The organism is Corynebacterium durum, assembly GCF_030408675.1.
Classification (GTDB): Bacteria; Actinomycetota; Actinomycetes; order Mycobacteriales; family Mycobacteriaceae; genus Corynebacterium; species Corynebacterium durum.
In genome coordinates, this window is the sequence record NZ_CP047200.1 from 129,160 (window position 1) to 154,187 (window position 25,028).

Below are 25,028 nucleotides of genomic sequence, written 5' to 3' on the forward strand. Positions count from 1 at the left end.
TGACACAGTGCCATATTTTACGTTAGCTGCCATGATTTATACGGGTCACCACCACAAAAGGACCCACCTGGGTCACGTTCCAATGTTCAGGATTATTTAAGAAAACCGCTGGATTAAACCACACACCGCGGAACCGCACATTCGGGTTATTCGGATAAATATCCTCCGCGATGTCGTACATCCAGCCCTTGGACTTATCATCAACGTCACCAGTGAAAATGAAAACATCTGGGGAGCGCCACTGCTTGTCCGACTCATCCAAGGATTCCCGGAACCTGCGGGGATCGGCAAGCGACGTCCAGGACTGCGTTGCCCACTCTTCAATCACATGGTTACGCATGGAAAACTCGCCTAGTGGATTAGCATAATGGCTGGTAAAAGACTGGAAACCATGATACGGGTAGAACGCCATAAAGTTGCGTTCATCCGTCAACACCACTGTTTCCCGTGGAACATACCCATCTTTCTGGATCACGCGATCAATCTCTGCATAATGGGCGCCAGAATCCGCAGGGAAACGGTCAGCGCGTTCGCCATTGCCGTCCGTGTCTGTATAGGCCAAATCAATCGCGTCATGATTACGGTTCGAAATTGTCTGTGCATAGCTCAAACCGCCAAAACCCAGCAGAATCACCATCACCAACGTCACCGTGCGACCACGACTTCGACCCACCAGGCGCGGATACAAGCGGGCAACCCCCACGAGGCGAATCTCCGCCAAGGCCAGCACGCCAGCTGTGGCCAACTGCATGGCAATCAGCGCGTCCAAACGGAAACCAAGCAGGGTATTACCGGTCAACGTGGCAACCATCGAGGCCACAATCCAGCCGTAGAACACCACCAATGCCGCGCCCATGGCGCGCACATCACGATCCACAGCGCGGACCACTAAATACACCAAGCCGCACATACACAGCGCGCCAATGACGCTGAAAGACAACATGGGCATGGGGATCTGCGTGCCCTCATTGGGCAAATAGTGCATGGCGGTGGCGCCCGATTGTGGCCTGCCGCGATACACCGCCATGACATAGGGACCCCACACAATTGCCGCAACAGCAATGGAACCCACACCAACCGTTAGCAAATGCAGCAGCGGCATCAGTGTGCGGTGCGCGCCCGCAGCCAACACTGCAGCTACCACCACCACGCTGAGGGCAATGGCGGCTGTGTACAGCGTGTACATGGAGGCAGAAGCGCCAAGGAACAAAATTGCCCCAGCCATCGAATACACCGAACCACGAACGGCGCGTCCAGCTACGATCGTTGCGGCGGGAGTGCCCAGGGCGATAATCGCAGCGTAGGGCTCCTCCGCCGACATCACCAACACCACGCACACGTTTACCAAAGCAATGCCCGTAGCTACGGGAAGGCTGCCGCACAGCCGTTGCCACACTGGAACCAACATGCAGGCCGCGGCAGAAATCGACACCAGTGCCCATGGCTGGAATGCCTCCCAGCCGGGCAGTCCAATGAGGTTGGCAAAACGGCCGCCCAACCAGAACCAACCAGCTGGGTAGTAGGGCGGCATATCGATGTAACTCATGTCCTTGAGCTGCATCGAATCAGTCATACGGGTGAGATATTCAGTGCGGAAGCCCTGGTCAACCGTCACACCGTCCAAATATAATTTGGTGGCAGCTAAGGGGACGCCTATGGTGGTCACCACAAGGGCGGCAGGGGAGAGGTAGCACACCACATAGGTCAACCATGTGCGCCACCGTGGGCGCTTCCTAGTAGTGACATCCGCATCCCGCGATGTTGTTGTACGGGCATCATCGGGGTTGCGGGACGTGTGGGCATCATGCGATTCCGATACGTCAGCTGCAGAGGTGTTGCCCGAATTGTGCTCGTCTCTCAGCCAGAAATACACCAGCACCATAGTCACAATCAGGACGGCAATCGTGCCAGCGTTACCCACGGCGCGCGATACGTAGGAACCGCCAAACGCAGGTAAATGGGTTTGTTTCAACACAAACCAACACAACAAAGTAAAAAGACCCCCGCCGAAAGCGGCGGCAACAATGCCCAGCGTGGTCCAGCCACGGCTCACAATGTCTGTTTCATACGCCTCATGCCGACCTCGGTCCGGGCCTGAAGTGGAGGCCAGCTTCGCCTCATGGCCACGTGATGAGCCAGAGGCGCTGGTAGCTGTATGTGTCATAGCGTCCAGTGTTCCATATTCGCAGTGCTTAACTGTAGATACCGCCGGTGCGGATGTCCCCCGCTCCCCCTGTTGCAAGGAAGCGTAAAAGGGCCGACCAGCCTAAACAAATAGTCTAAACTAGTTGACCCTTTAACTTTAGGATCAGCCTTACGTCCCCAAGGAGGGTTTTAGAAAGGCAGCTTGCGGAAAATCGGACGCGGGATGTGCTGCAGCACTGCCATTACATACTGGAAGGCCGGGTGAACCCAAATGATGTCTTTACGGTCCAAGACGGCCCTGAATACGGCCTCAGCTACCTGCTGGCGGTCCACCGTCAAGGGAGCCTCTTTCACGTCGGCGCTCATCTTTGTGCGTACCTGACCTGGGCGAACCACAAGGACGTGGGCACCACTGCCGCGCAGTGCTTCGCCCAGCTGGGTGTAGAAACCATCGAAACCGGCTTTGGTGGAGCCGTACATGAAGTTCGAGCGGCGTACCTTCACACCAGCAACAGATGACAAAGCGACGATGGTGCCGTGGCCTTGCTCTTTGAACTTCTGCCCCAGCAGCACGCCCACAGACACGGCACCGGTGTAGTTGATCTGCGCGCTTTCAACAGCCTTTTCCTGGTTTTGCCACAGTTCTTCGGCGTCTCCGAGGGTGCCGAAGGCAACGACGGCAAGATCAACATCGCCGTTGGCAAAGGCGGCGTCAATGACCTCAGGGTGTGAATCGGTATCGGCGGCGTCGAAGTCGATAACCTCAACGGCGCTGGCACCTGCCTGCTCCACCTGGCGTACTGCGGCGTCGAGACGCGGGGAATCGAGGCGGGCTGCGAGGGTGACACGGGCGGGGCCGTGGCTGAGGAATTCCTGGACAATGGCGAGTCCAATGTCGGAGGTCCCGCCAAGAAGCAGAATGTTTTGGGCTTTACCCACAGCGTTCAGCATGTTTTTAAGTCCTTTACTTAGTGCAGTTCCAGGCGGCGCGACATGTCAGATGCGAAAACGCCGTTCGGGTCGATGGCATTGCGGGTCTTCAGCCAGCCTTCCATGCCGGGGTACATAGCGTGGAAGTCCTCTGCAGAGGTGCGGGATTCTTTGGCCAGGTACAGGCGGCCGCCGAACTCCATAACGCGACGATCTAGGTCGTCCAGGAACTCGCCAAGACCAGCCTTAATGGGGAAGTCCACACACACATTCCAACCGGGCATCGGGTAGGACAAGGGAGCGCGGTTGCCCTCGCCGAACAGCTTAAACACGTTCAGAGCGGAGTAGTGACCGGAGCGCTGGATGTCGCGGATAATCTCCTTGAACGGCTCCACGGCCTCGCGGGGAACAACAAACTGGTACTGCAGGAAGCCGCGGGAACCGTAGCCGCGGTTCCACTCGCCAATCAGGTCCAGCGGCTGGTAGAACTGCGTGAGGTTCTGCACCTTGTTCTTGTAGGTGCCAGATTTCAGCCACCACAGCTCACCAATGGCGATCATGCTGAGCTTGTTCATGGTGAACGAGGGGAAAATATCTGGAACGGTGACTAGCTGCGGGGCGTTGAACTTCAGCGGGTCTTTCGCCAGCTTCGGGTTGAGTTCTTCCAGCTGGGCGAGGGTGGCCAGGGAGCCGCGGGAAATGGCGGAGCGTCCCAGCTTCGGTTCGGGGGAGATCGCATCGAACCATGCGGACGAGTAGGTGTAGTTCTTTTCAGACCCGTCGGAGTGGAACTCAATGGTCTCATCCAGTGAGCTGGTGAGGTCGCCATCGGCAATGAAGTAAGCGGTTTCGGTGCGGGTCATCTTGATGCGGGCGCGCACAATGATGCCGGTCAGTCCCATGCCGCCGACGGTGGCCCAGAACAATTCACCTTTCGGGTCGTCGGGGGTGCCTTCCGGTTCGAGGTGGAGAATCCGGCCATCGGCGACCAGCAGATCCATGGAGACCACATGATCGCCGAAGGAACCCGCTGAGTGGTGGTTCTTGCCGTGAATATCCGGTCCGATGGCGCCACCAATGGTGACCTGGCGGGTGCCCGGCAGAACCGGAACCCATAGGCCGTAGGGGAGGGCAGCTTTCATCAGCTGGTCGAGGGTGACGCCGCCTTCTACATCAACAATGGCGGTTTCTGGGTCAATGGAGTGGATGCGGTTAAATGGCTGCATATCCACCACCAGGCCACCGGCGTTTTGGGCGCAGTCGCCGTAGGAACGGCCCATGCCACGTGCGATGACGCCGCGGCGAAGGTGTTCAGGTTTGGAATCGTTCTGCTCTGCAACAAGGCGAACCGCCTCGCAGATGGTCTCCAAGTCGGGGGTGGAAAGAACCTCGGCTGTGGAGGGGGCGGTGCGGCCCCAACCGGTCAAAGATTTGGCTTCTGTGTTGAGGGCTCCGAAGGCACCGCTCGAAGCAACGGTGCTGGACGCGCCCTTATCGCTCGTCATCGCTTTACCAGGCTACTCCCGATTTCGATGCTTAGCCTGGAGTTACACGCCCATGTTTGTTTCCAGACGTTTCGCTTGGGGTAGGGAATGGGGAAGCGCTGCGTGACGACGCCGCGTCCACCACGGTAAAAGGGCACGTTAAGCGTGATATTCCTGCTGTAGCTGGCGGTTTTAGGAAAGCCTTATATGTGTGATAATTCCCACGTTCCGAATGTGTGGGTTTATGGTGGTTTTATGTCCGTACGCGAGTGTGCTGATGATTGCTTTTGGGCAGGTAGTGGTAGGTATCACAGATCCATGAGGTCACGGATCTCCTGCGGCAGTTCCTCCTGTGAGGTGATTTCGGGTCCGTCGTAGTTGTCTAAAATCTCGTAGACGCGCACCCGATCCTTGCTGTCCAGCATGGGGATTTCCTGCGCCATCATGAGGGTCATGGCCGGGCTCATGGGGGTGGTGGTCTTGTCCGCTGCAATGTGGGAGGCGGGTTCTTTCTTTTTAAACAGGCCAAACATGCCCTCTAGGGTACCCCCGTGTCTGTATTCTCAAGTACTGTGTGGTTCATGAGCACAGAGACCCATGACACATATGCCGGTAACAACGCCTTGTTGGATGACACCCTGCTTAACGACACCCTGCCGTCCCGCATTACCCAGGCCGTCGGTGCCGGACTGTTTATGGCCGTACCAGACTATGTTGACTCGCGGCCGTTGCGCTGGCTGGTCCGCGGAGGTATCGCCGCGGGAACGGTTGGTTTGGTGGCCTACTTTAACTCCATTGACGATGACCCCAACAACGATCCAGCCATCATTATGGATCGCGTCAAGCAGCGCGTTGGTGACCTTGGTTTTGGGGATGGCCCTGAGTCTGATGATGTGATCGGTGATTTTGATTCCCCACTGAAAACCTGGGGGATTCTCGGCGCTGGTGCCATTGGCGTGGCCACTGTGCTGAAAGTTAACGGGGCAGTTAACAAGGTCCTCGCTGGAGGACTGCGCAAGGTTGGTGTTGGTCGCCCCCACACCGCACTCGGCGTGCTCACTGGTTCAGCAGTGTTTGCCTTGAGCGGTCGGGAGCGTTAAATGTACCCCACGGTGTCCGTGGTTGATGTCATCTCCGCTGAGGGGGCCAATGGTGCTCCCGACGGTGAGCGACTCGTCGTTTGGCACGTGCAAACCGCCCCTGATGCTGCAGCGGATGCGCTCAGCGGTGCCTGGATTTTTGGTGACAGTACGGGCCACAGCATCGCACAGGCGGCTGATGTGGTGTCGGGTACCGTGATGCTGCCCACGCCAAGCGCCAGTGATCATGCGGTGCTGGAGCAGCTGGGCGTCGATAAGCAGATCAGCGTGGATGCTGTGATCAAAGCCATGGAGGCCGAGCTCAAGCGCTATAAGGCTGTGGCTACAGAGGCGAAGAAGAACAATCCACAGTTGACGCTTCCGCGTTTTGAAGCAATCCGTACGCCGGACCTGGATGATATTACTGCGGGTTTTCATGGCGAACCGGAGGCGCGTGATGCGTGGGCCTACGCCACGGCGGTGGCTGAACTGGTGGAGCAGTGGAACGCAATAGAATCGCAACGCAAAACCCGCAAATACCTGCAGGAAGAGTTCGGGGCGGATGTTCGGCCGCTGCCTGTGGCCCCCTGAAGCATGATATGTCACTACGCTGGGAACCATGTCCACCTCATTGGCACAAGGCGACGCGTTGGCGAAAGTGATCACTTTCCCCACGACGCGCAGGAAGCCGCGCACCCTAATTTTCCGCGCGGCAGTCGATCAGGCAGACGTGCATCGTCACCTCGGCATCAATGATTCGCTTCCGCTGACGGAGCTTCACCGCGTCCTGTCCATCAGCTTCGGGTTGAGCGAGGAGCAAACCCCGTGGTCGTTCGACAGTGATGATGTGGCCGTGGATGTGCAGGAGTGCGTTCATCAGTACCTGTCCGAGCCTGAGGACCAGCTACTGTACCGCTGGGGTTTATGGACCATCACACTTGAGACCATCGATTCCTACGTGCGGGATGCCGGCACACCTGATGCGTTGTGTATTGGTGGTTCCGGCGCGCTTGGCCACGACACCTTCAATGTTGCGGAGATAAACGCGCAGCTCACCGGCGAAGCCACGATTGAGGCGGTGCTTGACTCTGTTCGGGAACCGGTGCGGGACCTCATCGAGCGTTCCCAGCTTTACGACTTTGTCGCTCTGCTGCAAGCCATGGAACTGACCCGTCCGGCGGTGCTGGAGCCCTCGCTTGTCGACGCCCGCGACACCCTTCCCCTTGAACATGAGGCTGCGGCCCGCGACGCCTTCTGGTCCTGCGTCCTCGCCCTGTCCACGCTTGCCGACGCCGCCGTGGGCGGCAAGATCATTGAGGAAACGATGGCCGCCATAGGCTGGACCAACGATAATGGCGATCCCCTCAGCGCCACCCATATCCGCAGCATGTGCGCGCAGTCCCTGCATAAATTGGCCGAGCTGGGCGCTTATGGGACGCAGGCCCTCGCTCCCGTGGATCGTCTGGATATTTACCGCGCGCTACTCAGGGCGTGAGAAGCGTTCCCGCCAGCCCATGCGTTGCAGACGCAGCCACTCCACAAAACCTTTGGGATCTTTGCGTTGAACTAGGAAGAACCAGCCGAAACGGGCGTATTCCTGGGGAATGAGTCGGCGCATACCGGGCTGGCTCATCAGGAAACCGCGATTGCGGTAGGTGAAGAAACGTTTGTTGGGATTGTCGGGGTATTGGGTGTGCATCCGCCCGCCAAGAATGGGTTTGAACTCGTCAGTCCCATCGGGATGCAGGTAGGCGGTGGAGAGGCAGGTGCCAAATTTCAGCCCAGAGCGGACGAGTCGACGATGGTATTCCACTTCATCGCCGCGAATGAAAAGCCGCAGATCAGGCACCCCAATGCGTTCCATGGCGTAGGCCGAAATGAGGGCACCATTGAACAGTGAGGCGATGCCTTCAAGGAGATCATCCTCCGGGTGGGCGGGGTCGATGAGTTCATGGCGGTAGCGTCGCCATTCCACACCGCGCCGCAAGGGGAAGGCAAGACGGTCCGGGGTGTTGGCGTTGCATACGACAGGGGATACTTCCTCCAGCTGGTTGCGTTCCGCGCAACGCAGCAGTGTGGCCAGCACTTCAGGGCCTTCGGGGCTGCCGTCATCGTCGGCGCACCACACGGCGTCGGCACCGAGGGCGAGGGCATGCAGGAATCCGTAGGCGAAACCTCCGGCACCTCCAAGGTTGTGTTTCGAGGGCAAGTAGACACCTTTATCTCCGGCGACCTCGACGAGCAGATTCCGGACAGTCTCCTCAGCGCCGTTATCCACAACAATGATCCAGTCCACAGGGTGGCTTTGGGATGCAACAACAGCGAGGGAGGTGCGGAGAAGATCGGCGCGGTTGTGGGTGACGATGACGGCGGCGATGGTCGAGTCGTGGTCAAGCGGCATGACTGTTATTGTCGCACAGGTGACAAGGCAGTGTGGCGTGGCCGGTGTGTTTAGTTTTATTCACAGTAAATGGATAATGCGTGCATGCTATTGAACATAGGATAGGTGCTGAAATTGTGTCCGAAAGCAGGTATCGGTTCAGGTGAGGGGTGAAAAAGGGATGTGGCTAGGCCACAGAGAGACACCCCCAAAAGAAACCAAAGGGGCCCCCATTTAGATGAGTTTCATATGTTCAGATTTATGCTTTTGGGCATGAGATTTTACTTCTTTTCCGCATCTGCCCCTGCGGCCGCGCCTCGCGCGTCGGTCACGAGCCGTCGTGGATTCCTCCGCACCGCCAGTGCTGTTATTGCTGCAACAGTGCTGGTAGGAGGGTTGAGCGCTTGCGTTGTTGATAATTCTGATTCCAATAATTCTTCCTCCAAAAACAGCAGTGGCGATAAAGCTCTGACCGTGTTTGCCACCACGGGTTACATTGGTGATGCGGTGCATAATATTGCCCCCGATGCCGATGTGTCTGTGATGGTTGGACCGGGGGGAGATCCACACACCTACCAGCCCACAACCCAGGATTTGGCCAAGATTCAAGACTCGAGTGTGGTGTTGTGGACTGGACCCGACATGGAAACTCACATGGCGGATGAGCTAGAGGCCCAAAGCGACCGTCAATTTGCGGTATCGTCGGCGATTCCCGAGCAGGATTTGTTGCCCTGGCAGGATCATGACGAGCACGATCATGATCATGACCACGGCAAATACGATCCGCATATTTGGAACAGCACCACGAACTGGAAGTATGTGGTGGATGGCATTGCCAAGAAACTCGGCGAAGTGGATAGCGGCAACGCCGATACTTACAAGAAAAATGCCGAATCCTATAAACAGCAAATTGACGAGGCTGGTAATTATGTGCAAACGAAGATGACGGAGATCCCGCAGGATCGCCGCATTTTGGTCAGCGGGCATGATACTTTTAATTACTTTGGCAAGCAGTTCGGTCTTGACGTGAAGGCCACTGACTTGATCACTTCTGAGTCTGAACTCAGCGCGACTGAGCTCAATGAACTTGCTGATTTTATTGCCCAGCGGAAAGTGCCCACGATTTTCGGGGATAATTCTGCCAACCCGCAGGCCATTAATTCGCTGAAAGAGGCCGTGAAGTCCAAGGGCTGGGACGTGAATGTGTCAACGGATGAGCTTTATGCCGATTCACTCGGCGCTGAAGCCCCAACGGATACCTATGTAGGTGTGATGCGCTACAACGCTGACACGATTCACAAGGCTTTAGTTGATCCTGCCGCGACCCCAGCACCCGGACCAGCGCCAGCACCCGGACCAGCGCCAGCACCCGGACCAGCGCCGACACCTGCTCCCGAGCAAGCCCCGGCTCCTGCCCCCTAAGCGCCTCTTGAGTAGTATGCCGCAGAAGAAAAAGAGTAAAAGCGCGCTTGCTGTTCGGGATTTGACGGTTAGCTATGGCTCAAATCGGGTGGTTGATGATGTCTCATTTCGAGTCCCGCAGGGGACCGTGATGGGGCTTATCGGCCCGAATGGTGCTGGAAAGTCAACGATCATTAAATCGGTGATTGACCTCATTCCCCTTGAGCGTGGTGATATCCGTTTTTTTGGCGAGCCGCTGTCGCGTAGCCGTCACCGGGTGGCTTATATGCCGCAGGCCGCCGATGTGGATTGGGATTACCCCATCACGGTTGAGCAGGTGGTGGCCATGGGCTTGTACCCCAAGCTGGGCTGGTTTCGCCGCATGTCGGCCGAGGAGAAACGCCTGGTGGCCGCCAATTTGGAGTATGTTGGCATTTCTGATCTGGCTAAGCGCCAGATTTCCGAATTGTCGGGTGGCCAGCGCCGTCGAGTGTTTATGGCCCGTATTTTGACACAGCAACCGGATTTGTATTTGCTGGATGAGCCCTTCGCGGGTGTCGACGCCGCGAGTGAACAGGTGATCCGCGATGTTCTGGTTGAACTGCGGGATCAGGGTGTGACAATCCTGATTGTGCACCACAATTTGTCCACCGTTGCGTCGTTGTGCCAGCACGTCACCATTGTGAATAAGCGCCTAGTTGCTTCCGGCCCGATTGATAAGGCGTTTACCAAAGAAAAAGTCAATGAGGCATTTGGGCTGGGGTTGGTGTGATGTCGTTCATTGACTTTCTTTCCGAGTTTTCCTACCAGCGCATCATCATCGGCACCACTCTCATCGGTGCTTGCGCCGGGGCGATGGGGGTGTTCCTGTATTTGCGCAGGCAGTCCCTGCTATCGGACGTCATCGGGTCCGCCGCCACCCCCGGCGTCATGGGCATCTTCCTGGCTGTGTCGCTGTCGCCACTGCTTTTCGACGCCCGCTCCATGCCGGTCATCACCATTGGTGCGCTGGTCACGGGGTTGCTGGCTGCGGTCCTGGCGAACCGCATCGCGGCCACTACGCGTATTGGCATCGACACGACTATGGCCGTGGTGATGTCGCTGTTTCTGGGTGGCGGCCTGGTGTTGCTGCAGGTCATTCAGCGTAGCCGCATTCGGGGTAAAGGTGGCATGGAGGAGTTGATGTTTGGTAATTCCGCCACCCTCACCAACCTGGATGTGGGCACTATCGCGGTGGTGAGCATCGCCGTGGCTGTTGTGATGATCCTGCTGTGGCGGCCCTTTACCATGATGACCTTTGATCAGACACTCAGCCAGGTGTCTGGGCTGCCCCTACGGTGGCTATCGCCACTGCTGCTGTCGCTGATTGTACTGGCCGTGGTGATCGGCGTGAAAGCGGTGGGCTTGATCCTCATGATCGCGTTTGCGGTGTTCCCACCCGCCGCAGCCAGGCAATGGTCCAAGACGGTACGTCAGATGGTGCTGTTCTCGGCGGGTATTGGTGGTGTCGCGTCGGTGGTGGGCACCTACATTTCTGTCGCTGTGGGCAAGGTGCCCACTGGACCAGTGATTGTCCTAGTCCTCACCGCTTTCGTGGGTGTGTCCCTGGTAGCGGCTCCTCGGCGTAGTGGTGTGAGGGGAGGGGCACGCGCATGAGTTTTGCCATTTCGGTTGCCTTGTTGGCGGCTGTTGTTGCAGTGACCTGTGCGCTGCCGGGAACGGTGCTGGTGCTGCGTCGACAAGCGATGATGAGTGACGCGATGGCACACGCGGTGCTTCCGGGCATTGCGGTGGCGGCGTTGTGGTCGGATTCGCCAACCTCGCCGTGGCTGATTGTCGGTGCGACGTTGGGCGGCGTAGTGCTGGTGGCGGGCACGGAATGGCTGCGTGGTCTGGGGCGCTTTACTGAGGATAGTGCCGTTGGCCTGGTGTTTCCCGCGTTTTTTGCTGTGGGTGTGATCATCATTTCCACGCGCGTGCGGCATTCGCCGATTTCTGAGCATTCGGTGTTGATGGGTGACCTGAACATCGCAGCCCTGTCGCACTGGATTGTGGGCAATATCGACCTGGGGCCAGTGGACGCGTGGATTGTGGGTTCGGTGGGCCTAGTGACGGGGATTGCGTTGTTTATCGCCCGCCGTCCGCTGTCGATTTCCGCATTTGATCCCGTGTTTGGGCGGTCGATTGGGCTGCGCACGAGGCTGCTGCACTACGTGATTATGACGCTGGTCTCGCTCACGGTTGTGGTGGCATTTCACGCCGCCGGTGCGGTGCTGGTGGTGGCACTGATGGTGGTTCCTGCCGCGACGGCGCTGCTGTTTACCCGTTCGCTGAGTTCAACGGTGCTGGTGGCCGTGGTGGTGGCACTGGTGGGGTCGCAGCTGGGTTTCTGGCTGGCCTACCTTATCGACGCCGCGACCTCGCCCATGATGGCGCTGCTAGATGGTGTTATTTTTCTCGCCGTGTGGTTGGTTACCCGGTTGCGGGCGCGGGCATAGCGGGTCAGTCCTCTGCCCAGATTTTTTCCAGCACGTGCCAGTGGTCGGGGGTCATCATGCTGGCGGGGGTCACGGAGACGGAGTTTGCGCCTGCCTTGGCCACGGCCTGCAGGCTCGTCTCTAGGTCGCGGGGGCTGACGGTCTGGTTGTCGGGGGCCCAGAGTCCGCTAGACATGGTGAAGTTGTCGGAGAATGACTTTTTCAGCTCTTTCGTCACTTCGCCGCCGTATGTGGGGCGTTTATTCTCAAGGCCGAAGTAGTTCCACACCACAATACGATCAACGGATTCGAGAAGCATCTTGTAGTTGTGCCCAGATTCGGTGCGGTCGCCTTCAGCGTCGTCCCAAGGGGCACGAACGTCGACATCAAGCTGGGTATCGTCATGGCGGCGCGCTTCGGCTTTGACCTTAGACAACAGCGATGCCAGGGCTTTTGATCTCCACTGCCCGATGGAGGCGTGGGATTCGTTGATGCTGCCATCGTTGCGCCGCGGCCAGTCTTTGGCACCGGTAGCGGCGCAGTAGGATTTCAAATCATCCTCGCCGAACGTGGCGTTGTCAAACATGAGCTCAGTGAGGGCGATGCGGTGTGGTGTGTAGCGGGTACACAGCTCTCCCACAAGATTGACCAGGCGCTCCGCCACCGCGCCCTCGGTGAGCGCCGTCACGCTGGCGAACTCGCTGGATTTTTTGCCGGACGGCGTGTTGCCCGCGAGGTTGGCCTGCTGGCTGATCCAATTGGGAAGCAGGGCGTCGATAGTCAGCGTGAGCTGATAGTCCCCCGGGAGGAACTTCCCCAGCTTATCCAACGCCTCTGCAACATAGTCGGTGCCGCTTTCCTGGACCATGCTGGCACTGATTTCTGGAACAGTGGACCATTCGAATGCCAGCCAGTCGGTGCGACCCACGGCCAGACTAATGGCATTCACATGAGCTTTTTGCAGGTTAGGGCCATAGTCGGCCCAGCGTGGTGTGGCGGTGACCAGATCCTCAAAACCGAAGTTCATTGAGCGTTCTTCAGGAACAACCTTCTTTGCCACACAACCTCCCAAGACTGTTGCCGCGGCCGCAGTGGTTGCAGCAATCATGAACTGACGACGGTTCAGCATCCTGCCTCCAGACTTCATAAAGCTAGTTTCGTGTAGCTAAATCCCACTCAGTCACTTTAGCGGTCGGAGCCTGTGTCCGCGTGCCGGGGTTACCGCGAGGACCGGAGCAGGGAGATTAACGCCGCGCGTACACCCCAGGAGCGACGTCGCGAGTCTGGCGAGAGATACTGCTGATGCGGCGGTGTGGTGGCTATGCGGGGCTGCCATAATGGGCCGTATGGTACTACCGATACAGCGACGCACACGGATCGATTCCCTTGATGTTGTGCGAGGGATCGCCGTCTGCGGCATTGCCTTTGTGAACATCGCGCCCATCGTGCGCTTTGACAGTTGGGCAGAAAATGCTGTCAGCCACTTCCTTAACCTTTTTGTGCAGCAGCGTTTCTTCCCGATATTTTCGCTGCTCTTCGGCATCGGTTTCGGCATGATGTGGTCCCGTGCCCGCGAACGCTCTCAGCGTCCCCGCCTGGTGTTGCTTCGCAGAATCTTGTTTCTACTTGGGTTGGGGATTCCACACGAGATGGTGCACCCAGGTGAGGCGTTGCTGCCCTACGCCACTGTGGCATTGGTGATCCTCCTGCCCGCAACCTGGATCCCACAGCGGTGGCTCGTGCCTGTGACTGCCGGTCTTGGTGCTCTTTCACTGGTTGGTCTTTTGGCTATTGGTGGGGGAAGCATCATGATCGTTCCATCGCTGCTGCTTCTTGGCTTTGCCTACGCCGTGTCCGGCGAGGTTGAGCACTGTGAAGATGATTTCCGGGTGTTTGTTTTTGCTTGCGCAGTGCTTCTGCCTGCGGTTATTGGGTGCCTGTATTGGCAGCTCCATCCGAGTAGCCCCGAGATGGCACTACAGGCAGAATCGGTAGCAGGTACTGTATTGGCCGCCTTCTACATTGGGGTGATCATGCTGCTCATGCACACCCCAGCGCGGCGTGTATTGACGGCCGTGTTTGCTCCGTTGGGACGCATGGCCTTGACGAACTATGTGTCCGCCACCCTGGTGTTTTACATGGTGAAGTGGTGGGGGAAGGACGCGCTTGGCTTGGCGGATGGCACTCTGCGTGACTGGCAAATATTGATGCTAGTGGTGGCGGTTATGCTGATTGCTCAGTCCATCGTGTCGGCATTGTGGCTGCGGCGCTTCAAGCAAGGGCCGCTAGAACAATTATGGCGCTGGGCGACCTGGGGGCAGTGGGGTGTCACGTCGCAGACTGCGGCGAAAATTTCGGCGGCGTCCGGTCAAAGGGAGTAACACTGCGCATGAAAATTTGCTTATCGCCAAGCTCAAAAAACGCCGAATTTCGTGCTTCGAGATAAGCAAATTTTGTAGCTACTCTTCTTCGCCTTTGTCCCGTTTTTCCATGCGTTTCATCAGGCGACGAACGTGGTCGGCGGCACCTTTGCCTTCGTATGCTTCTACGATGTCATCAACGGTGCCCACTTGGTGGAGGGTGCCGTGGTCAACCCAGATTGCGGTGTCGCAGAGCTGGGCTAGGAAGTCATTGGAGTGTGAGGCGAAGACGAGGATACCGGAGCGTTTCACCAGTTCTTGGAGTCGGCTTCGGGCTTTGGCCATGAAGGCGGCATCAACGGCACCGAGTCCTTCATCAAGGAGGAGGATTTCGGGTTCGATGGAGGTGACCACACCGAGGGCGAGGCGGATGCGCATGCCGGTTGAGTAGGTGCGCAGCGGCATGGAGAGGTATTCGCCGAGCTCGGAGAATTCGGCGATTTCGTCCATTTTGGCTTTCATCTGTTTACGGCTTTGTCCAAGGAAAAGCCCGCGGATGATGATGTTTTCGTAGCCGGAGATTTCCGGGTCCATGCCCACGCCGAGGTCGAAGACGGGGGCGACGCGCCCGCGAATGTCGGCGGACCCGCGGGTGGGTTCGTAGATGCCGGAGAGCAGACGCAGCAGGGTGGATTTGCCTGCGCCGTTGTGGCCGACGAGGCCAACGCGGTCGCCTTCGCGCAGGTGGAGGTTGATGTCTTTGAGGGCTTCGACCACCACGACATTGTCGGAGTTGCGTCCGATGGCGCCACCTGCTGCGCCAAGGAAGGCTTTTTTCATGGAGCGCGATTTTGCGTCGAAGATGGGGAAGTCGACGCAGGCGTTGTAGGTATCGATGGAAACCATGGTGTTGTGTTCTCCTATGAGCCTAAACCCAGTAGCTGACGCGGAATCGCCATTGTTTCATGGCGAAGAGGGCGAGGAGTAGCCCGGCAACGGTGAATCCGATGACAACCCACCAGTGGTAGGTCGGCAGTGGCGCGCCGATGAGGGGGGATCGGAAGACTTCCATGTAGTGGTAGAGGGGGTTGAGCTGGGCGATACGTGCCCGTGACGCGACGTCGCCACCTTGAGCGGTGAGGATGTCGGTCATCCAGACGATGGGGGTGACGTAGAACAACAGCTGGATGAGGGAGTCGAGGAGTGGGGCGACATCGCGATAGCGAGTAGCGATGATACCGAAGAACATGGACACCCACACGCCGTTGATGACCAGGAGTGCGAGTCCGGGGATGGCGAGGAGAAGGTGCCAGCCGAGGGGGCGAGGGAATACGAACATGAGGACGACCCAGATCACCATGTTGTGTGCGAGGAAGAGCGTGTGTTTCCACACGAGGCGGTAGACGTGGACCGACAGTGCCGAGGGCAGCTGCTTAATTAAACCTTCATTATCAATAAAAATTTCAGACCCTTCCTTAATGGAGCCTGAGATAAAGTTCCACATAATTAACCCCACCGTAACGTGCGGTAGAAACTTCTCTACTGGTACCTTAAAAAGGACCGAGTAAAGCAAGCCCAAAGTGGCCGCCATAACACCCGTTGCGATGGTGATCCACAATGGTCCTAGCATTGACCTGCGGTAACGCTGTTTAATGTCTTGCCAACCCAGTTGTAGCCACAGCTCATGCTGCAGGAAACCGCGTACAAGGTCGGACCATGCGGCACGAAAAGTTCGAGACTGGGAAGTGTGAGTTTCAGAGGCATCAACCTGCGTGATACGTGCGAAGGTTTCCTGAGACTCTTTGGGAACTGCTTTATCTGACACAACCACAACCCTAGCTGCCCGGGTGCGTGAAGCGGGATAAGCGGGCATACTAACAACAGGGAAACTTTTTTGATGAGGAGTGACGCCATGGTTTTTGACGTGGCCCGAGTGCGTGGGCTCTACGTCTCGTTGAGTGACGGTTGGACCTACCTCAACGCGCAAGAGAACGCCCAAGTTCCAGAGAAGGTATCGACGGGCGTGGCCATGGCTTTTCGTACTGCGGCATCAATAGCGATGCTGGAACCGGCCACCGGTTCGCATTCAAAATCCCAGCTGGTTGGCCAGCAGCTGGGAATTTCGCAAGTGGAGGCGGCGCGTCGAGCCATTGCCGACCTTGTTGGGGCCACCCCTGAGCGGGTGGTGCTCGGGCCAAATAAGCAGATGCTTATGCGTTCGCTTGCCGACGCCCTGCGCCCCATCCTCCGCCCCAACACCTCCGTTGTGCTCTGCCGCAGCGACGAACCCACCACCACGCAACACTTCCAAAACTTTGATGCCTCCGTGATGTGGGCCGAACCAGACCTGGGCACTGGCGAACTGCCGGCATGGCAATTCAGCAGACTGGTGTCCGGTTCGACGCGGCTTGTGGTGCTTCCTGCTGCTCACCGTCTCGTGGGCACAATCACACCCGTCTCTGAGATTTCCGATACCGTTCACTCAGCTTCCCGCGCCTGGGTGCTTGTCGACGCCTCGGCTATCGCACCGTATCGCAGCATCGACATGGAGATCATGGGCGCGGACATCATCGCAGTGGAATGCGCCCCTCTTGGCGGACCCCAAATCGCCGCCTTGGCGTTCCGCGACACCACCATGTTCCCGCGTCTCGCGGCCGTCAATCCCCTCGCGCCCCATGATTCCGCCCAAAAGCTAGAACTCGGTGCCCTGCCGATTGGTTTGCTCGGGGGAGTGGCCCCCGCTATTGAGCACCTTGCCGGCCTGGATGAATACGCACGCGGAACCCGCCGCACCCGACTGACCAGTAGCTTCGCAGATCTGGCGCACTACCATTACTTCCTCACGCACCACCTCGTGGAATCCCTACACGGGTTGGGCAATGTGCACCTGCTGGGCATTAGTGGCGAGGCTGCCGGACTAGGTGTCACCGCTATCGACCGTGTCCCTCGAGTCACTTTCCTGGTTCCTGGGGTCTCTGCAGAAACGGTTCAGCAACGGCTCATGGCCAATGGAATCGTCACCAGCGTGAGTCCTCATGATCCCCTCCTCGAAGCCATGGGAGCCGGTGAGGCTGGCGGATCAGTCACCGTGGGACTCGCCCCCTTCAACACCACCCACGACATCGACCAGCTCACCCGCGCACTGGCATCCCTGGCCTAATCCACTTCTAAGATCACCTTGCCCGTAACCGCGCCGGAGCCAAGCAGCTCATGTGCGCGGGCGGCATCGGCAAGCGGGATGGTGGCGTGGATACGGTGAGTGATGCGGCCGTCGGCAAGCATGGGCCACACGTTCTCCACTGTTTCGGACACGATGCGGGCCTTATCGTCGAGTTTGCGTGCCCGCAGCGCCGTGGCCGAGATTGTGCCGCGTTTGGTGAGCAAGCGGGCGATGTTGAGTTCGCCCTTCACCCCGCCCTGCATGCCGATGATCACCATGTGGCCGTCCATGGCTAATGCGCGCACATTCTTGTCCAGATACTTCGCGCCCATAATGTCCAAAATCACATCGGCCTTGTTCTTCATGACCTCAGCGAAATCCTCATCCCGGTAATTAATCAGGATGTCCGCGCCCAGCTCCTTGCAGGTCTGCAGTTTTTCCGGCGAACCTGCCGTGACCGCCACCGTGCAGCCCAGAGCCTTGCCCAACTGAATCGCAAACGTGCCGATACCGCCCGCGCCGCCGTGAATCAGCAGCGTCTGGCCCTCGTGCAGGCCCGCCAGCATCACCAGATTCGACCAGACCGTGCAGGCCACCTCCACAATGCTCGCAGCCTCCACGAAGGAATAGCCCTCCGGCAGTGGCATGAGCTGGCCCTCCGGCACCGCCACGTACTCCGCGTAGCCCCCGCCTGCCAACAAACATGCCACTTGATCGCCACGCTTGTGGCCGGTGGTGCCAGGATCTACCACGGTGCCCGCGCACTCAAGGCCCATGATCTCGCTCGCGCCAGGAGGTGGGGGATAGTGACCGGCAGCCTGCAGGAGGTCGCCACGGTTCACGCCCGTCGCATGAACCTTCACTAGGGCCTCGCCGGGGGCCAGTTGGGGCATGGGTACCTCGGTAAGCATGAGGGAGGTCTTGTCCTCTGGGTTGCTTAGCGTGATTGCTTTCATCGTGTCCGTCATGACATCGAGAGTAGGCCAAAATGGTGCGGAGTGGGGGTTATCCGCTACAATGCTGAGGGTGCTTGGCATGGATGTTGTTGATCCATGAACTGAGCCTAGGAAGTATGGCAGAGCGGCCGAATGCACTCGCCTTGAAAGCGAGCGTCCCGTGAAACGGACCGGGGGTTCAAATCCCTCTACTTCCGCACAAACACCCCTGGTAGCTCTAGCTGCCGGGGGTATTGCTGTTTAGAGCTTCGTTGCTGAGATATCTGGAAAGCGCGTGTAGATACTTGAGCACATCATTGATGGCGGTGTCAGATAGCGCGGGGTAGATGGTATGCAGGGCGGTGCTAATGGCATCGTCAGTGTCCGTGCTATTAAAAGTGCTGAGTAGTTGTTGGGGGACAGTGAGTAATTTTCGCCGTTTGTCGTGAGGGTCAGGTGTGCAGGTAACAGACCCATGGTCAATCATGGCGTAGACCAAGTGTGACACGCGGCTTTGTGCTAAATGCGTCCGGCGCGAGATGTCCATGATGGTCGTGTTGGGGTGCTCGGCGATGTCCTCAAAGACCATTACCTCAGTGGGGTTGGCAGGGTTGTCTGGCAAAGAGCCGGCCGCAACGGCAACGGCGTGGAGCATACGAGAAAGTTTGTGAAGTTCACCTAAAGTCACAGTGCTTAGCCTAGGTGGGTGGCTGAAACTGGGAAAGTGCGCCATAATATATCTCTAGAGATGTATCTATGGAGATGATTTATGAGTATTGTGGACTACCTCATTTCGATCGCGTTGATTCTGCTGGTCATTCGGCAAATGTGGCCGCGCCGACTCACAATCGTGGGGTTGATGTGGCCACTGCTGCTTATCGCCTGGGCAGCAGTGGACTATGTCACAGTTCCTGAGCTTTCAGGCAACAACGGCGTCATGTTCGTTGGGTGCGTAGTGGTGGGGGTGTTGTTTGGCATTGGCTGTGCCATGTTTACCCGCGTCTACTGGGAAAACGGAACCTATAAAGTTCAGGCGACGGGGTTAGCACTGTTTTTCTGGCTGCTCGGTGTCGGTGGGCGATTGGTATTCGGGATTTTCGCTGAACACGGAGGTGGGGAGCGGATCTATACCTTTTCCATGAACCACGGCTTACGCTTAGAAACCTGGGGAACAGCACTCATATCGATGGCGTTGTGCGAAGTGGTGAGTCGGGCGCTAGTGCTACTGGGAAAACGAATAAAACAAGGTGCCGTTACTGTACCCGGCCAAGGTAGCAGTTGATGCGTTCGCACGCCGTGGTGAGATGGTCAATGTGCTCCTGGAGTCGGTCGCGTTCGGACTTCAGCAACGCCGCCATCTCAGGATTGGCCTGGCGGGGGAGTTCCGCGGTGGGGCCATGCAGGCAGGGGAGCAGTTCACGCACAATCCTGGTGGGAATGCCTGCTCCCACCAGGATCTTGATCTGGTGGACCTGCTCAATGGCCTCATCGCCGTAGTCGCGGTAGTTGTTGCCGGAGCGGTCCGGCTCCAATAAACCCTGCTCCTCGTAGTAACGCAGCTGCCGGGTGGTGCTTCCAGTGCGCCGGGCAAGATCCCCAATTTTCATACTGCTACTCCTTACGGCATGTGCCGCTACGTGCTGTTATACGCTTCTTATGCGCTTCGACTTGACCTTCACGTCAACGTCAAAGTATAGCCTTGGCGCATGAGTAATCACACCGACATAGACGTCACAGTGGAAAACCCCCGCCCGTGGGCCGACCATCGTGGCTTGAACAGGGCATTCCGCGCTGGCGCGATGACCATTGGTTTGATCGCCCCGCTGGAAGGTTTCGACGGCCCCGTCCCCACAATGAGCAATCACATCGAGCTGATCCAGCAGGCAGAGCGCGCTGGTTTCTCCACGCTGTGGGTGCGCGACGTACCCCTCCTCGATCCATCGTTCGGCGACACCGGTCAAGTGTTTGATACCTGGACCTACCTCGGATACCTCGCCGCGCGCACCGAAAATATCGCATTGGGCACCGCGAGTGTGGTGCTGCCGCTGCGCCACCCCCTCGACACCGCCAAGGCGGCCACCAGTGTGGACCAGCTTTCCGACGGTCGGTTCCTTCTCGGCGTTGCCACCGGGGACCGGGCTGTGGAATTCCCCGCCTACAACATTGACTACCAGACTCGCGGCGCACGATTCCGAGACACGCTCGCCTACCTGCGAACCGCCACGGAGCGACGCTTCCCATTGATCTCCTCGTCCCTCGGAACGATGGAGGGTACGGACCTGCTGCCCAAACCCCTCCATGGCAGGCTGCCGATCTTTGTCACGGGTCGCAGCCAACAACAGATCGAATGGATCGCCGACAACGCCGACGGTTGGCTGTTCTACACGCTGCCGTTCGAACAGCAGGCATTCAACGTGCAGCGCTGGCGGCGGCTAACCAAACGAGACGACGGCGTGTTTAAGCCCTTCGCCCAGGCAACCTACCTCGATCTTGTCGAAAACCCCCAACAGCGCCCACGATCCATCCACCAGGGCATCAGCATTGGCAGGGAACCATTGCTTGAACTGCTTCAACACTGGCAGGGGATAGGCATCGACCAGCTCATGTTCAACTTCAAGCAAAGCCGCCGTCCCGTCGCAGACGTAATGGCCGAAATGGCCGAATATGTGCTGCCGCACTTCCCTCCGGGGGATCAGGAACGTGGGTAAGAGCTAAAAAGATAGCTGTTATTTTTAATGGCTATCTCTTGGATCCCACATGTGATATGCCATATGTGTAAGCCGGATTCTGATCAAGGATCGCCTTTAGTTCGCCTGCGAAAGCACGACGGGTATCACGTCCTTGAAAACTGGCTAGATTATAGAAGGCAATGACCATGGACCGAGGGTCTGCATGTGCTATTTCCTTGCGGAAAAGCCCTTTCTTGGGCATTGAGTATGTAGTGGGCCTCATCCATAGTCGCGCGTGGTGGGAGACCAAATTCCGCAGCGAGCGCAAAGAGTCAAGTCCACGATGGAAGCGATCGGCCTTGAAGTCTATTTCTTCCGCGACCCGCCTCCAGATGTGTTCCTTAGAGTCTTGATCAGTGTCGCAGCGGATGATGAACTCAGACAAATGTCCAAGGGAAAAGCTGTCAACCACCGACCATAGGGGAAGGCCCCTCAGGATCTCCTGCGTTTTGTTCGGATCCATTGCGTTGCATGTTTTTGGTACGCTTATGTGCAGGTCAGTGCAGTTTCCTTTGATTATGTCAACTACGCACTTCTCACTATATCTAAGTATGTCGTTTGCTATCCCTGTTGCAAAATCTTCATTGCTATATTCGCTTCCTAGATCGATGAAATTTGAGGATTCCAAAAAGTCGCCAGTTGCAGGATATTTGTCGCAATAATGTTTTATAATGCAGTGCCGAAGCAAAAGTTCTGCTCTTCTGAGTCCCTTGTAGAGCAGGATTGATATTTCGGTTTCTGTATCAATAATGTCAAAAACTTGTGACGGAGTCTTTGGGGTGTCGATCAATTGCTGGTCATGCAGCATTCGAAAATTTCGTGCGTACCCAATGAAATAATGAAAATTTATTTCTCCCAGTCTGTGTCTATCTGGCTCAGCAATGCTATCTTTTGGGAAATAATGTTTTGTGTAAAGGTACTCTACTCGATCGTCCAAGCTCAGAAATGGAGGTGTGCTGGCCATATTGGGTCTTTCTTATGAGTAGAGAGACCCCTAAACGATCAATGTCGCTTAGGGGTCAGGGCCTTCAGCGGGACGCATATAAAATAGAGGCGGCTGCAGGGGCTGTTGGTGCCATTCTATAGTCTTTGCATGCGCATGCCATCGGAATGGCTTAGACTTGCCAGGATTTACCCCCGTGTGTAGGCTCTAGCTGGTATTTTGATCAAACCGTCGGGGATGCCGGGGCTTGTCGTCTGAAATTTGCATAAGAACTACGCGTTTAAAGCCTCCCACGCCGCCAGCAATCTTTCCGTCTCCTCCGCTGTTGTCGCCGTGATGCGCAGCCCTTCCGGGAAGGCTCGCACCAGCACACCCGCAGCGGCGAGGCGGGCGGCGAGTTCCGGGGCGTCGTCACGCGGCACCCACACGAAATTGGCTTGCGATGCCACGCCACCCACCGCCGCAGCGATACGCGCTCGCCCCGCAACAACCTCGTCGGTGTGTTCCAGCAGGGCATCCGCGGCCGCGAGCGACGCCAGCGCACCTGCCTGCGCCACAGCATTCACCCCGAACGGCAGCGCAACCTTATTCAAGGCGTCAATAACCTCCGTATTCGCGCTAAACGCGTAGCCCACACGGGCCCCTGCCAGCCCATACGCCTTAGAGAAGGTGCGCAGGCCTACCAGGTTTGGAAACGCCTGAAGATACTCGGTAGACAGCGGCGTATCGACGTCCCGAATGTACTCCATGTACGCCTCGTCAAGCGCCACCAACACCTGCGGCGGAACCTTGCGCATGAAGTCCTCAAATTCGGCGCGGGTGATGGTTGTGCCTGTGGGATTATTCGGATTGCACACAAACATCAGTCGCGTGCGGTCGGTGATGGCGTCCAGCATTGCGGGGAGGTCATGGCGATGATCCTTGGTGAGTGGAACCGGCACAGGGGTGGCCCCGACGACCTGGGCGAAAATCGGGTATGCCTCAAAACTCCGCCACGCAAACACCACCTCATCCCCATCGGTACAGCTGATCTGGACAAGTTGCTGGCACAACGCCGACGACCCGCACCCCACCGCAACATTATCAAGGCCGGGAAGCGAAAGCGCGCTGGCCAATGCCTGCCTGAGCTCCGTGACACCCATATCCGGGTAGCGATTCACAGTCGCCGCCGCATCGGTCATTGCCTGCACTGCCTGAGGCAGCGGCGGATGCGTGCATTCATTACTGGACAGCTTCAGCGCATCAGACATACGCGCGCCGGGAACATAAGCGGGAATGGAGTTAAGGTCAGGTCGAATCATAGGCGCCATAATACCGCGTGAACAGTGCTTTTGGTGGCTGCAGGTGTGGGAAGGTAGTATTGCGAATGGTTTCTTTTGAAGCCGCTGGAGGCGTGCCAGAGCGGCCGAATGGGGCTCACTGCTAATGAGTTGTCCTCTTAACGGAGGACCGGAGGTTCAAATCCTCTCGCCTCCGCCACCCTCACAGGGTTAACTGAATATGCGCCCGTAGCTCAACGGATAGAGCATCTGACTACGGATCAGAAGGTTGGGGGTTCGAATCCCTCCGGGCGCACCACAATCCCGGTTTTCGTGCTTGGTTGCACAGCCGGGATTTTTGCTTATCGCGGGCGGGTTTTGGATGGCTTTGCGGGTACGGTATTTGCCCCAAATATGCGCTGCGTACAGCCCATTTGCCAGGGGGAGGGGTGCAGTGTAGTGTTATTTTTCGTTGCACACCAGCAAAACTGCGCCCGTAGCTCAACGGATAGAGCATCTGACTACGGATCAGAAGGTTGGGGGTTCGAATCCCTCCGGGCGCACCACTTACATAATGCTCAACGCGCTCAGCGTTGTGTAATCCTCATCGGAGGGGCGCGCAATAATCCATCGTGGGGGATGAAAATTCGGGTGTTCCCGAACAAGATGGGGGAATTCGTTCAGAACCTTGTCACTGGGGACGAGGTATATCGTATTGTCCTCACGGGCAAAAACAAGCATGTCGGTGGATGGCACACTTGTTTCGTCCATCGTTTCTGCGACGATGGCCGTGGAGATTACATCATCGTTTAACCCCCGAACCTCAAATGTGGCCAGGAAAACCTCGCTGTGCTCCTGCATTACACTTTGGATGGCCGAATGCAGCCGATGCTGAGCTTTAAGCTCCAGCATGCGCAGTTTCATACCCAGCTCAGTGTCGCGGGGAGGCAGCTTGACCACCCAGTGATCGTCCACAATCAGGTGTGGTACTGGGTGAATTCCATCATGGGCATCAATAGCCGGGTTGAGTAGATCTAACAAGGCATCCCACTGGTCCGTTTCGGAATTCACCAGAAACAGTTGAGAGCGGCGCGCAGGGATAACCACCCAATAGGTGTCTGTTTGCGTCCACAGGTGGAAGAGCAAGGACTCCATGGTTTTGACGTCCGCGAACCAGGCTGCCTCGTTGCCGTCTGGGTTGTCCAGTACCAAGACGTCTGGGCCTAGGCCAATTTCAGAGAACGTCATGTTCCCGGCCATGGTGCGCAGATTTTCAATTGCTTGGCTTTGAAACTGCAGGTCATCAAAGTGATCATGCTGCTCTGGCATCTGTGAATCGTTGATAATGCGCAATAGGTCAGGTTCATCAATGGCCAGACCAAGCCCAATAAAGTCAGTAAGCCACGCCACGACGCTGGGAGCAGCGTTGTCTGGTCTTGGTGCGAAATAATCCGCGCTGCGGACTAGTGGAACAACATCTTGGAGAGACAGCTGGTCAGAGGTCTTGCCGTTTGCTTTCATGACATCCAGGGTCCGGTGGATCCGGGCGATGCGATCCTCCTCTGACTCATCAGCCGTGAGCGGGTTAGCCATTTCGGGGTTGATTCCCGAGGACGTCCCGTCGTCAAAGAGCACGGTGATTAGCCCAAGGTTGTTGTCCTCCGACGGGCGTACATCCACCACCTGAGGATGTAGTCGCAGGATCCGCATCATGTCTTCTCTGCTCATGGTTAGATCCTACTGATG

At 57.4% G+C, this 25,028-nt stretch carries 24 protein-coding genes, 4 tRNA genes and 1 pseudogene; 15 read left to right on the plus strand and 14 right to left on the minus strand.

Going from position 1 to position 25,028, the window contains the following annotated elements; genetic code table 11:
* Positions 1 to 22: 22 nt before the first annotated feature.
* From CDUR_RS00525 to CDUR_RS00540, 4 genes are all read right to left on the minus strand, one after another.
* The gene (locus CDUR_RS00525; RefSeq protein ID WP_179418583.1) at positions 23 to 2,164 is read right to left on the minus strand and encodes a galactan 5-O-arabinofuranosyltransferase; all 2,142 of its coding nucleotides are present in this window, start codon (positions 2,162 to 2,164) and stop codon (positions 23 to 25) included.
* Positions 2,165 to 2,334: 170 nt separating this feature from the next.
* Positions 2,335 to 3,096: a decaprenylphospho-beta-D-erythro-pentofuranosid-2-ulose 2-reductase gene (gene dprE2 / locus CDUR_RS00530; RefSeq protein WP_006061522.1), complete on the minus strand. Its 762-nt coding sequence runs from the start codon at positions 3,094 to 3,096 to the stop codon at positions 2,335 to 2,337.
* A gap of 17 nt (positions 3,097 to 3,113) precedes the next feature.
* Positions 3,114 to 4,580, minus strand: a complete 1,467-nt coding sequence (dprE1, locus tag CDUR_RS00535) for a decaprenylphosphoryl-beta-D-ribose oxidase (protein WP_179418584.1) — start codon at positions 4,578 to 4,580, stop codon at positions 3,114 to 3,116.
* A gap of 287 nt (positions 4,581 to 4,867) precedes the next feature.
* Positions 4,868 to 5,092 (minus strand): hypothetical protein, encoded by a 225-nt coding sequence (locus tag CDUR_RS00540; protein ID WP_006061519.1) that lies wholly within the window; start codon positions 5,090 to 5,092, stop codon positions 4,868 to 4,870.
* 48 nt (positions 5,093 to 5,140) lie between these two features.
* Between CDUR_RS00540 and CDUR_RS00545 the strand changes: the two genes are divergently transcribed.
* The 3 genes from CDUR_RS00545 to CDUR_RS00555 are packed head-to-tail and all read left to right on the plus strand — an operon-like array spanning position 5,141 to position 7,133.
* The gene (locus CDUR_RS00545) at positions 5,141 to 5,659 is read left to right on the plus strand and encodes a hypothetical protein (RefSeq protein ID WP_179418585.1); all 519 of its coding nucleotides are present in this window, start codon (positions 5,141 to 5,143) and stop codon (positions 5,657 to 5,659) included.
* Positions 5,660 to 6,229 (plus strand): hypothetical protein, encoded by a 570-nt coding sequence (locus CDUR_RS00550; RefSeq protein ID WP_060994417.1) that lies wholly within the window; start codon positions 5,660 to 5,662, stop codon positions 6,227 to 6,229.
* Between the two features lie 28 nt (positions 6,230 to 6,257).
* Positions 6,258 to 7,133 carry a hypothetical protein gene (locus tag CDUR_RS00555; RefSeq protein WP_179418586.1) on the plus strand — a complete coding sequence of 292 codons (876 nt, stop codon included), beginning with the start codon at positions 6,258 to 6,260 and terminating at the stop codon, positions 7,131 to 7,133.
* On the opposite strand, the gene glfT1 is transcribed toward CDUR_RS00555, so the two are convergent.
* A complete protein-coding gene (glfT1, locus tag CDUR_RS00560; RefSeq protein WP_179418587.1) occupies positions 7,119 to 8,039 on the minus strand; it encodes a galactofuranosyltransferase GlfT1 in 921 nt (306 codons plus the stop codon). The two genes, CDUR_RS00555 and glfT1, sit on opposite strands and share 15 nt — an antisense overlap.
* A 252-nt stretch (positions 8,040 to 8,291) precedes the next feature.
* Here glfT1 and CDUR_RS00565 point away from each other — a divergent pair.
* The 4 genes and pseudogenes from CDUR_RS00565 to CDUR_RS00580 form a co-directional block, all read left to right on the plus strand.
* Positions 8,292 to 9,326, plus strand: a pseudogene (locus CDUR_RS00565) (metal ABC transporter solute-binding protein, Zn/Mn family); the annotation flags it as partial.
* 130 nt (positions 9,327 to 9,456) lie between these two features.
* Positions 9,457 to 10,191: a metal ABC transporter ATP-binding protein gene (locus tag CDUR_RS00570; RefSeq protein ID WP_179418589.1), complete on the plus strand. Its 735-nt coding sequence runs from the start codon at positions 9,457 to 9,459 to the stop codon at positions 10,189 to 10,191.
* Positions 10,191 to 11,075, plus strand: a complete 885-nt coding sequence (locus tag CDUR_RS00575; protein WP_179418590.1) for a metal ABC transporter permease — start codon at positions 10,191 to 10,193, stop codon at positions 11,073 to 11,075. The genes CDUR_RS00570 and CDUR_RS00575 overlap by 1 nt, the downstream gene beginning before the upstream one ends.
* Positions 11,072 to 11,917, plus strand: a complete 846-nt coding sequence (locus tag CDUR_RS00580) for a metal ABC transporter permease (protein WP_179418591.1) — start codon at positions 11,072 to 11,074, stop codon at positions 11,915 to 11,917. Before CDUR_RS00575 ends, CDUR_RS00580 begins: the two co-directional genes overlap by 4 nt.
* Positions 11,918 to 11,921: 4 nt before the next feature.
* Here CDUR_RS00580 and CDUR_RS00585 read toward each other — a convergent pair whose 3' ends face one another.
* Positions 11,922 to 13,025, minus strand: a complete 1,104-nt coding sequence (locus CDUR_RS00585) for a hypothetical protein (protein WP_179418592.1) — start codon at positions 13,023 to 13,025, stop codon at positions 11,922 to 11,924.
* Between the two features lie 217 nt (positions 13,026 to 13,242).
* Between CDUR_RS00585 and CDUR_RS00590 the strand changes: the two genes are divergently transcribed.
* A complete protein-coding gene (locus tag CDUR_RS00590) occupies positions 13,243 to 14,277 on the plus strand; it encodes a DUF418 domain-containing protein (protein WP_179418593.1) in 1,035 nt (344 codons plus the stop codon).
* A gap of 78 nt (positions 14,278 to 14,355) precedes the next feature.
* On the opposite strand, the gene wzt is transcribed toward CDUR_RS00590, so the two are convergent.
* Both wzt and wzm read right to left on the minus strand, forming a co-directional pair.
* Positions 14,356 to 15,162 carry a galactan export ABC transporter ATP-binding subunit Wzt/RfbE gene (gene wzt, locus CDUR_RS00595; protein WP_006061507.1) on the minus strand — a complete coding sequence of 269 codons (807 nt, stop codon included), beginning with the start codon at positions 15,160 to 15,162 and terminating at the stop codon, positions 14,356 to 14,358.
* 22 nt (positions 15,163 to 15,184) lie between these two features.
* Entirely contained in the window at positions 15,185 to 16,129 is a 945-nt protein-coding gene (wzm, locus tag CDUR_RS00600; RefSeq protein WP_218865457.1) for a galactan export ABC transporter permease subunit Wzm/RfbD, read from the minus strand.
* Between the two features lie 39 nt (positions 16,130 to 16,168).
* Between wzm and CDUR_RS00605 the strand changes: the two genes are divergently transcribed.
* Positions 16,169 to 17,416: an aminotransferase class V-fold PLP-dependent enzyme gene (locus CDUR_RS00605; RefSeq protein WP_179418595.1), complete on the plus strand. Its 1,248-nt coding sequence runs from the start codon at positions 16,169 to 16,171 to the stop codon at positions 17,414 to 17,416.
* Here CDUR_RS00605 and CDUR_RS00610 read toward each other — a convergent pair.
* Positions 17,413 to 18,372 carry an NAD(P)H-quinone oxidoreductase gene (locus tag CDUR_RS00610; RefSeq protein WP_179419157.1) on the minus strand — a complete coding sequence of 320 codons (960 nt, stop codon included), beginning with the start codon at positions 18,370 to 18,372 and terminating at the stop codon, positions 17,413 to 17,415. The two genes, CDUR_RS00605 and CDUR_RS00610, sit on opposite strands and share 4 nt — an antisense overlap.
* A gap of 110 nt (positions 18,373 to 18,482) precedes the next feature.
* On the opposite strand from CDUR_RS00610, the gene CDUR_RS00615 reads away from it, so the two are divergent.
* A tRNA-Ser gene (locus tag CDUR_RS00615) sits at positions 18,483 to 18,569 on the plus strand.
* A 20-nt stretch (positions 18,570 to 18,589) separates the two neighbouring features.
* On the opposite strand, the gene CDUR_RS00620 is transcribed toward CDUR_RS00615, so the two are convergent.
* Positions 18,590 to 19,006, minus strand: coding sequence for a MarR family transcriptional regulator (locus CDUR_RS00620; protein WP_218865458.1), 417 nt, complete (start codon positions 19,004 to 19,006; stop codon positions 18,590 to 18,592).
* Positions 19,007 to 19,120: 114 nt separating this feature from the next.
* Here CDUR_RS00620 and CDUR_RS00625 point away from each other — a divergent pair, with 114 nt between their 5' ends.
* On the plus strand, positions 19,121 to 19,633 hold the full coding sequence (locus tag CDUR_RS00625; protein WP_179418597.1) for a DUF1453 domain-containing protein: 513 nt from the start codon (positions 19,121 to 19,123) through the stop codon (positions 19,631 to 19,633).
* Here CDUR_RS00625 and CDUR_RS00630 read toward each other — a convergent pair.
* Positions 19,605 to 19,958: a MerR family transcriptional regulator gene (locus CDUR_RS00630; protein WP_179418598.1), complete on the minus strand. Its 354-nt coding sequence runs from the start codon at positions 19,956 to 19,958 to the stop codon at positions 19,605 to 19,607. The genes CDUR_RS00625 and CDUR_RS00630 overlap by 29 nt on opposite strands.
* A 99-nt stretch (positions 19,959 to 20,057) precedes the next feature.
* Here CDUR_RS00630 and CDUR_RS00635 point away from each other — a divergent pair, with 99 nt between their 5' ends.
* Entirely contained in the window at positions 20,058 to 21,059 is a 1,002-nt protein-coding gene (locus tag CDUR_RS00635) for an LLM class oxidoreductase (RefSeq protein WP_179418599.1), read from the plus strand.
* A 31-nt stretch (positions 21,060 to 21,090) separates the two neighbouring features.
* Here CDUR_RS00635 and CDUR_RS00640 read toward each other — a convergent pair whose 3' ends face one another.
* On the minus strand, positions 21,091 to 22,044 hold the full coding sequence (locus CDUR_RS00640; RefSeq protein WP_179418600.1) for an Abi family protein: 954 nt from the start codon (positions 22,042 to 22,044) through the stop codon (positions 21,091 to 21,093).
* 251 nt (positions 22,045 to 22,295) lie between these two features.
* Positions 22,296 to 23,324 carry a histidinol-phosphate transaminase gene (gene hisC, locus CDUR_RS00645; protein ID WP_179418601.1) on the minus strand — a complete coding sequence of 343 codons (1,029 nt, stop codon included), beginning with the start codon at positions 23,322 to 23,324 and terminating at the stop codon, positions 22,296 to 22,298.
* Positions 23,325 to 23,410: 86 nt separating this feature from the next.
* On the opposite strand from hisC, the gene CDUR_RS00650 reads away from it, so the two are divergent.
* The 3 genes from CDUR_RS00650 (at position 23,411) to CDUR_RS00660 (ending at position 23,848) form a co-directional block, all read left to right on the plus strand.
* Positions 23,411 to 23,502: transfer RNA gene (locus tag CDUR_RS00650), tRNA-Ser, on the plus strand.
* A gap of 23 nt (positions 23,503 to 23,525) precedes the next feature.
* Positions 23,526 to 23,601 (plus strand) — tRNA-Arg (locus CDUR_RS00655).
* Between the two features lie 171 nt (positions 23,602 to 23,772).
* Positions 23,773 to 23,848, plus strand: a tRNA-Arg gene (locus CDUR_RS00660).
* A 1-nt stretch (position 23,849) separates the two neighbouring features.
* Here CDUR_RS00660 and CDUR_RS00665 read toward each other — a convergent pair.
* Positions 23,850 to 25,010, minus strand: coding sequence for a hypothetical protein (locus CDUR_RS00665; protein WP_179418602.1), 1,161 nt, complete (start codon positions 25,008 to 25,010; stop codon positions 23,850 to 23,852).
* Between the last annotated feature and the right edge of the window lie 18 nt (positions 25,011 to 25,028).